6 protein-coding genes are annotated in these 5,669 nt (G+C 64.5%); 5 read left to right on the top strand and 1 reads right to left on the bottom strand.

Features of this window, described 5'->3' with window-relative positions; translation table 11 throughout:
• The 5 genes from AB4Y86_RS10560 to AB4Y86_RS10540 all read left to right on the top strand — a co-directional run.
• Positions 1-762: pentapeptide repeat-containing protein (locus AB4Y86_RS10560; RefSeq protein WP_441402188.1), on the top strand; the 762-nt coding region annotated here is incomplete at its 5' end.
• 40 nt (positions 763-802) lie between these two features.
• Positions 803-1,636, top strand: coding sequence for a Cof-type HAD-IIB family hydrolase (locus tag AB4Y86_RS10555; RefSeq protein WP_441402187.1), 834 nt, complete (start codon positions 803-805; stop codon positions 1,634-1,636).
• A gap of 1,348 nt (positions 1,637-2,984) precedes the next feature.
• Positions 2,985-3,419 carry a universal stress protein gene (locus AB4Y86_RS10550; RefSeq protein WP_441402186.1) on the top strand — a complete coding sequence of 145 codons (435 nt, stop codon included), beginning with the start codon at positions 2,985-2,987 and terminating at the stop codon, positions 3,417-3,419.
• Positions 3,420-3,492: 73 nt separating this feature from the next.
• The gene (locus AB4Y86_RS10545; protein WP_441402185.1) at positions 3,493-3,912 is read left to right on the top strand and encodes a hypothetical protein; all 420 of its coding nucleotides are present in this window, start codon (positions 3,493-3,495) and stop codon (positions 3,910-3,912) included.
• On the top strand, positions 3,900-4,496 hold the full coding sequence (locus AB4Y86_RS10540; protein WP_441402184.1) for a cation:proton antiporter domain-containing protein: 597 nt from the start codon (positions 3,900-3,902) through the stop codon (positions 4,494-4,496). The genes AB4Y86_RS10545 and AB4Y86_RS10540 overlap by 13 nt, the downstream gene beginning before the upstream one ends.
• A 259-nt stretch (positions 4,497-4,755) precedes the next feature.
• Here AB4Y86_RS10540 and AB4Y86_RS10535 read toward each other — a convergent pair.
• The coding region (locus AB4Y86_RS10535) for an FAD-dependent monooxygenase (protein WP_441402183.1) at positions 4,756-5,669 on the bottom strand (914 nt) is incomplete at its 5' end.

The following is a 5,669-nucleotide window of genomic DNA, read 5'->3' as shown; positions in this document are numbered from 1 at the left end:
CTCACCCATGCCCGCTTGACAAGGAAGGCCTACATATCAGGTGTGGCCGTCCTGTATGTCGAGGCGCTGGTCGGTCGGGTCGAGGCGGAACGTGAGCGCCGTCTTGCTGAGGAGCATCGGTTCGTGCAGACGCTAATCGCTGCTCCTGACTTGACTGAGATCCGCATCTCGGGCCGGAGCCTGGCCGGAATCATCCTCGCAGCGCGTGATCTGAGCGGCGGCGACCTCTCTTCGACCGACCTGACGCGTGCAGACCTCCGCAAGTCAAATCTGTCGCGAGCCGACCTGAGCGGTTCTCGTGCGGTCGGCCTGAATCTGCATGGGGCGACCGTCGATGCGCTCAAGGTGCGGGGCGTGGACTGGACGGCGGCAAGCCTCTCGCGCCTCGCCGGCTCGGATGTCGACTTCACCGGAGCCTCGATCGTGGACTCGTCCTTCGCGGATGTCAGACTTCCACGAGCCATCTTGGACAGGGCAGATTTAGGGCGAGCGGATCTCCGCCGCGCCGATCTCTCGGACTGCAGGGGCGCCGCAGTCAATCTTCGCGGGACCGATCTGCGGGCCGCAAGTCTGCGTGGGGGCCTACTGAAGGACGCCGACCTGCGCGATGCTGATTTGCGGGCCGCCGACCTACGGAACGCCACGATCGAGTCGCCCGACCTGCGCGGCGCTGATCTTCGCGACTGCAACGTCGAGGGGCTCGTCCTGCGTGAACCGATCGTCGACGATCGGACGCGGCTGCCAGTTCTGACTCACATCTGACTTAACCAGTAGTGCCCAACCGTACGAGGAGACTGACGCCATGGCCATGTTTTGTACCGACATCGACGGCACGTTGCTTAACCCGGAACGGACACTATCCCGGCGCACGATCAATGCCGTCCGGGCGATACGTGCTGCCGGTCATGCCTTCGTGCTCTGTTCTTCGCGTATGCCGGAGTCTATGCGGATACTCGAGCGGTTGTACGACGGTTCCGATGAGCCCCTGATCGCCTACAACGGCGGGCTCGTGCTGTCCCGCTCGGGCGCGGTGGTGCACGACGTCGCGATCGCGCCCGAGCATGCCCGCAAGATCGCCGAATACTGTTCCGATGTCGACCTGCATGCGAGCTTCTTCGCCGGTGAGGACTGGCACGTCTGGGGCAACGATCGGTGGACGGCGCGCGAAATCAACAACACCGGTGTATCGCCTCACGCGATGTTGTCGAAGGAATACATCTCCTCAGGGCGGGTCGATGTGCAGCCGCCGCACAAGGTCATGTGCATGGGCGAGCAGTCGCTGGTAGACGAGATAGAGTCGCTTCTCAGCACCGAGCCTGGCGTCGTCACCTACCGTTCGAAAGACACCTACCTCGAGATCGCCAACGCGGCATGCTCGAAAGGCCTTGGAGTCGAGGCCGCTGCCGAAGAGCTCGGCTATGACAAGGGGGACTGCTACTTCTTCGGCGACAATTACAACGACATCCCGGCCTTCGCCGCCGTGGGAACCTCTATCGCGGTAGCGAACGGTAAGGAGGCGGTGCTCGCGGCGGCGACCGTCACCACCGCTCGCCACCACGATGATGGTGTCGCGGCCTACCTCGAGACATGGCTCGCCACGGCCGGGGCGGGATCGCCAGGCCCGACCTTTTCTTGAGTCGGCTTTTGAGCGCACGGATTCCCGGGAGCCAAAGAGTTTGAGCAGGTTAGGGCAGCTGGCCATCACCCTCCCTGCCCAATTGCCCTCCGGTATTGCGCCCGGCGAAGACCGCCCGGGCTTCTTCGTTTTAGTCTCGGCCACCCCCTCGGCAGGAGTCGGATCCGTGAGGGTCCCGCCCTCGGGCGACTTCGGCGCCACACGGAATTCCGAGCAGGTCGAGTACGGGGGCCGCGATGTCAGTCAAGGCCTGCGCCAGGCTCGCAATTGCTGTTAGTGGGACTAGCCCGGGATTTGTCGACTCTCGACTTACCAAGGGCTCGTGGAGGGATGTCAACCATGCCGCCGGCTTGAGGGGGCGTAAGAYCGCAATGTGAGTTGTGGTCGCCGGTCGCGATGGCGGCCTACAGCGCGCCATCGGGGGTGCGTGCCCACTTCGTGCAAGGCCGGACTGTCGGTCATACAGGGTGCCGTTCCCTTCTCCATGAGATGTTGGAAAAGGAGGCGCCCCACGGTGATGGTCCTCGATTCGAGCATGAGGGCAGCCCTCTCGTGCTGTGCTTATTCGGGGCCAGTCCTGTTCGGGATGCCAGCTCTCTCATCCGGTAGCGAAATCTCCCGCAAGACACAACTGTCGCGCCCGGAAGGCCATCTAAGCGCGTCGAATCGGGCAAAAACAGGGTGTGCACATTGTGCACACCCTGGGCTTCGGATCCGGTCGTATTGGTGCCGGACTGGGCTGGATTGCGGAGGTCTTCGTGGGAATGGCGTGTTTTGAAGGGCTGGAGCGCGGTTCGAGTCCCACCTCGGGCACAGTGTTTCCGCAGGTCAGGGGCCTATGAGCCTCTGAGTGTGCACAAACTGTTCACTTATTGGCCCGTGTGGGGGTCTTTTTTGTTGGTTGCCGTTGCTGTGGGCCGGTGGCTCCTTCTCTTGATTTCCGGCAGCGGTGGCGCTGCTTATTCGTTCATGGCCCGGAGTGCCGCTATCGGCATGACGGGACGCAGGATGGGGGAGCGGTGCTGCCTTTGCTGGTCTGGATTTCGTGATGTCATGACTGTTCATGGAGCCATGGCCAAGTAAGTGTGACTATGTCAACCCTTTCTGGCCCCGGGCGGACGGTCGTAGCCGGCCCCGGTGAAGTCCTAACGAGCTAACGGTGTCCGGCCTGGGCAGTGGACTCTGAAGGTGCTGGGCAACCGATGATTGGTCTAAGTCCAAAGAAGCGGGCGCATGGTTCTCTCGGCGGGGTTGGCCGGATGAGGGCCTTGACCGCTTCAGGCGACAGGCACAGACTGACACTGCCCGGGGCGGTGGGGCCGAGGCTGTGCGTGAAAGGACGGAAGAGATGAACGCAACCAGCAGGTTCCTGATCGTCGCCGGTGTGGACGGTTCCGAACACTCTTTGGCGGCTCTTCGCTGGGCCGTGGATGAAGCGCGTCTGCGGCACGGAAAGGTACGGGCCATCACTGCCTGGCACTACCCGCCTGTGCCGTCAACGGTGGAGGACAGCGGCAGTAACGACTCTTTCCACGCCGCTGAACGTCTCCAGGCCGACGCGCTGAAGACCGTTGCTGGCGAGGGCGTGGACATCGAGGGAACGCTCGTTAGGGATACCGCCGCCACCGCTTTGCTGGATGCAGCCAAAGACGCGGACCTCCTCATTGTGGGATCCCGGGGTCACGGAGGTTTCGCCGGTCTGCAGCTGGGATCGATCTCTAGCCAGGTAATGCACCATGCCCCGTGCCCCGTTCTGGTTGTCCGGCCAAGGAGCGGTGCCTGATTCCTGGCACCACTGCGGTCTCGCTCCTGAATTCTGACGCACGCAACCCGCCGGGGGAACACGGATGATCCCGATGCTCACGCTCGCGTTTGCGGTGCTGCTTCTGTTGGGCGTCCTCATCTCCGAACGCGCCAGCCGGACGGTACTGTCCACCGCCGTGTTGTTTCTTCTCGGTGGCTTTGTCCTGGGCCAGGGCGTCCTTGGGATTGTCCCCGTAACGCCCGGCGAACCGGTCATCGGGGTTCTGGCCCAGCTGGCTCTGTTCTCGGTCCTGTATACGGACGGCATGAAAGTGGGGTTGTCCGACCTGCGGAGGGCGTGGCGTTTGCCCGGGCGGGCGTTGCTCCTGAACGTGGAGTCGGGGCTCAATGACGGGCTGGCCCTGCCGGTGGTTCTTGTGCTCCTGGCGCTTGGGGGTGGAACGGATGTCGGTCTTGGGGTACTGGCCGGAGAATCGCCCTGGGCCTGCTGGTCGGTGTCTTGGTCCCGCTGATCGTCATCTGGCTGGAGCGGCTTCCTTTTTTGATGGCCACGAAAGGCCTGCAACCCCTGGTGGCGGTATCCATCGGCCTGCTCGTGCTTGCCATCTGCCTGGTGACAGGGGCCAACCTCTTCCTCGCCGCCTTCGCGGCCGGCATCACCGTGGCCACCGCAGGACCGGGCTTCCGGGACGAATTCGAGCAGTTCGGGGAACTGGTGTCCGAACTGCTTAAGCTGGCGGCCATCCTGGTCTTTGGCGCGCTGATCACGCCAACGTTTCTCTTCGGCGAATTCGTGTGGACAGGATGGGTCTTCGCGGTCCTGGCGATCGTCGTGGCAAGGCCCTTGGCCCTGCTGGTGTCGTTCCTCGGCACACGGCTGCCCATCAAGGAACAGCTCGCGGCCATGTGGTTCGGCCCCAAAGGGTTCGCGTCGGTGGTCTATGGGCTTCTGGTCCTCGAATCAGGCGTCGAGCGCTCCGATGAGCTCTTTCATCTCGTGGCCCTGGTCATTGTGCTCTCCATTCTGGCCCATTCCTCGACCGACGTCCTCGTCGCCAGACAGTTCGAGAGTGCGCCTCCCCGAACACTGCGGTAATCTGCCGTGGTTCACGCTTCAGGAGGTCTGGGGCGGGCAACCTGGACTGTCCGGCCCCGCAGGCTTGCCCGAACCTCAGATCACATCGCTCATGGGCGCCCTTCCGGACGGCCCCTAGCGCAGGTCCAGCGGTGTTCCCTGAGTCTCTGGCAGCGGCCCGCGCAGACGCGGGCCCTCGCCAGGTTCCTGCGGCAAGCTGCCACCGAATATTCAGCAGTCCGTTTTCCAGCGGTTCTCGACCGCTGCGTCTGTGTCGGGCTTACTTTGCGATCCTGCCCACGATCTGGCGGGCCACCAGCCGGTCGATGCCCGGCAGATGGGTGGCCCGTATGATCCACTGACGCAGGAGCCGCTGGGTCCGGTTGGCGGGCAGGAATGATTTTGCGGTGCGCCTGCCGGCGGCCTGGGCCTCCTCGACCACGGGTCGCCAGCGTCTCTCGAATTCGGCGAGGGCCGGGCTGATCCCTTCAGGTGCGGCCACGGGTCCGAGGATGTCCCCCAGCAGCGCGGCACCGGCGATGGCGAGCGAGCCGCCCTGACCCGCGAGGAGCGACACGGCCCCGCAGGCGTCCCCCACGAGCACGGTCCGCCCCCGCTGCCAGCCCGGCATGACGATCTGTGCCACGACATCGTCGTATGGATACTCGGGGCACAGCTCCAGTAGCCGGTCCACGGCGTGGCCGAGTCCGGCGAACTCTCGGCGCAGCCGCTCCCGCGGACTCCCGGACGGCAGGTGGCCTGTCGCGCCTGCGGCATCCCGGTAGACCATGAATGCCGCCACCTCGTCCGAGCGGAGGCTGTAGAGCCCGGCCATCCGGTCGATGCTGTCGGTGAGGACGAACCGGTTCCGGAAACGGGCATTCAGGAGCGGATCGGTCACGATGAAGGCGGCAGCACGCATGCCCAGAGGGCGCAGGTACTCCACTTCCGGGCCGAACACACAGGCTCGCACACCGGAGTGGATGCCATCAGCGCCTACCAGGACGTCCGCGGCGACCGTGCCGTCCGGCGAACTGTCGACGGCGACTCGCACGCCGTCCTCATCACTCCATACCCGGGAAACCTGCGCCCCGTAGCGGACCTCCACCCGGCCGGAGGCCACGTCGTCGAGCGCGGCGAGGGCGGCGCGCTCCATATCAGGGCGCAGCAGGCTCAGGACAGCAGGCTCAGGAC

The sequence above is a fragment of the Arthrobacter sp. 2YAF22_2 genome (genome assembly GCF_052114645.1).
Lineage (GTDB): Bacteria > Actinomycetota > Actinomycetes > Actinomycetales > Micrococcaceae > Arthrobacter.
This window is presented reverse-complemented; position numbering and strand designations above follow the sequence as displayed.

What these genes read in the sequence shown, in the direction of transcription:
- AB4Y86_RS10555 (WP_441402187.1), top strand. Translation starts at nt 803, where the DNA reads ATGGCCATGTTTTGTACCGACATCGACGGCACGTTGCTTAACCCGGAA.
- AB4Y86_RS10545 (WP_441402185.1), top strand. Translation starts at nt 3,493, where the DNA reads ATGCTCACGCTCGCGTTTGCGGTGCTGCTTCTGTTGGGCGTCCTCATC.
- AB4Y86_RS10550 (WP_441402186.1), top strand. Translation starts at nt 2,985, where the DNA reads ATGAACGCAACCAGCAGGTTCCTGATCGTCGCCGGTGTGGACGGTTCC.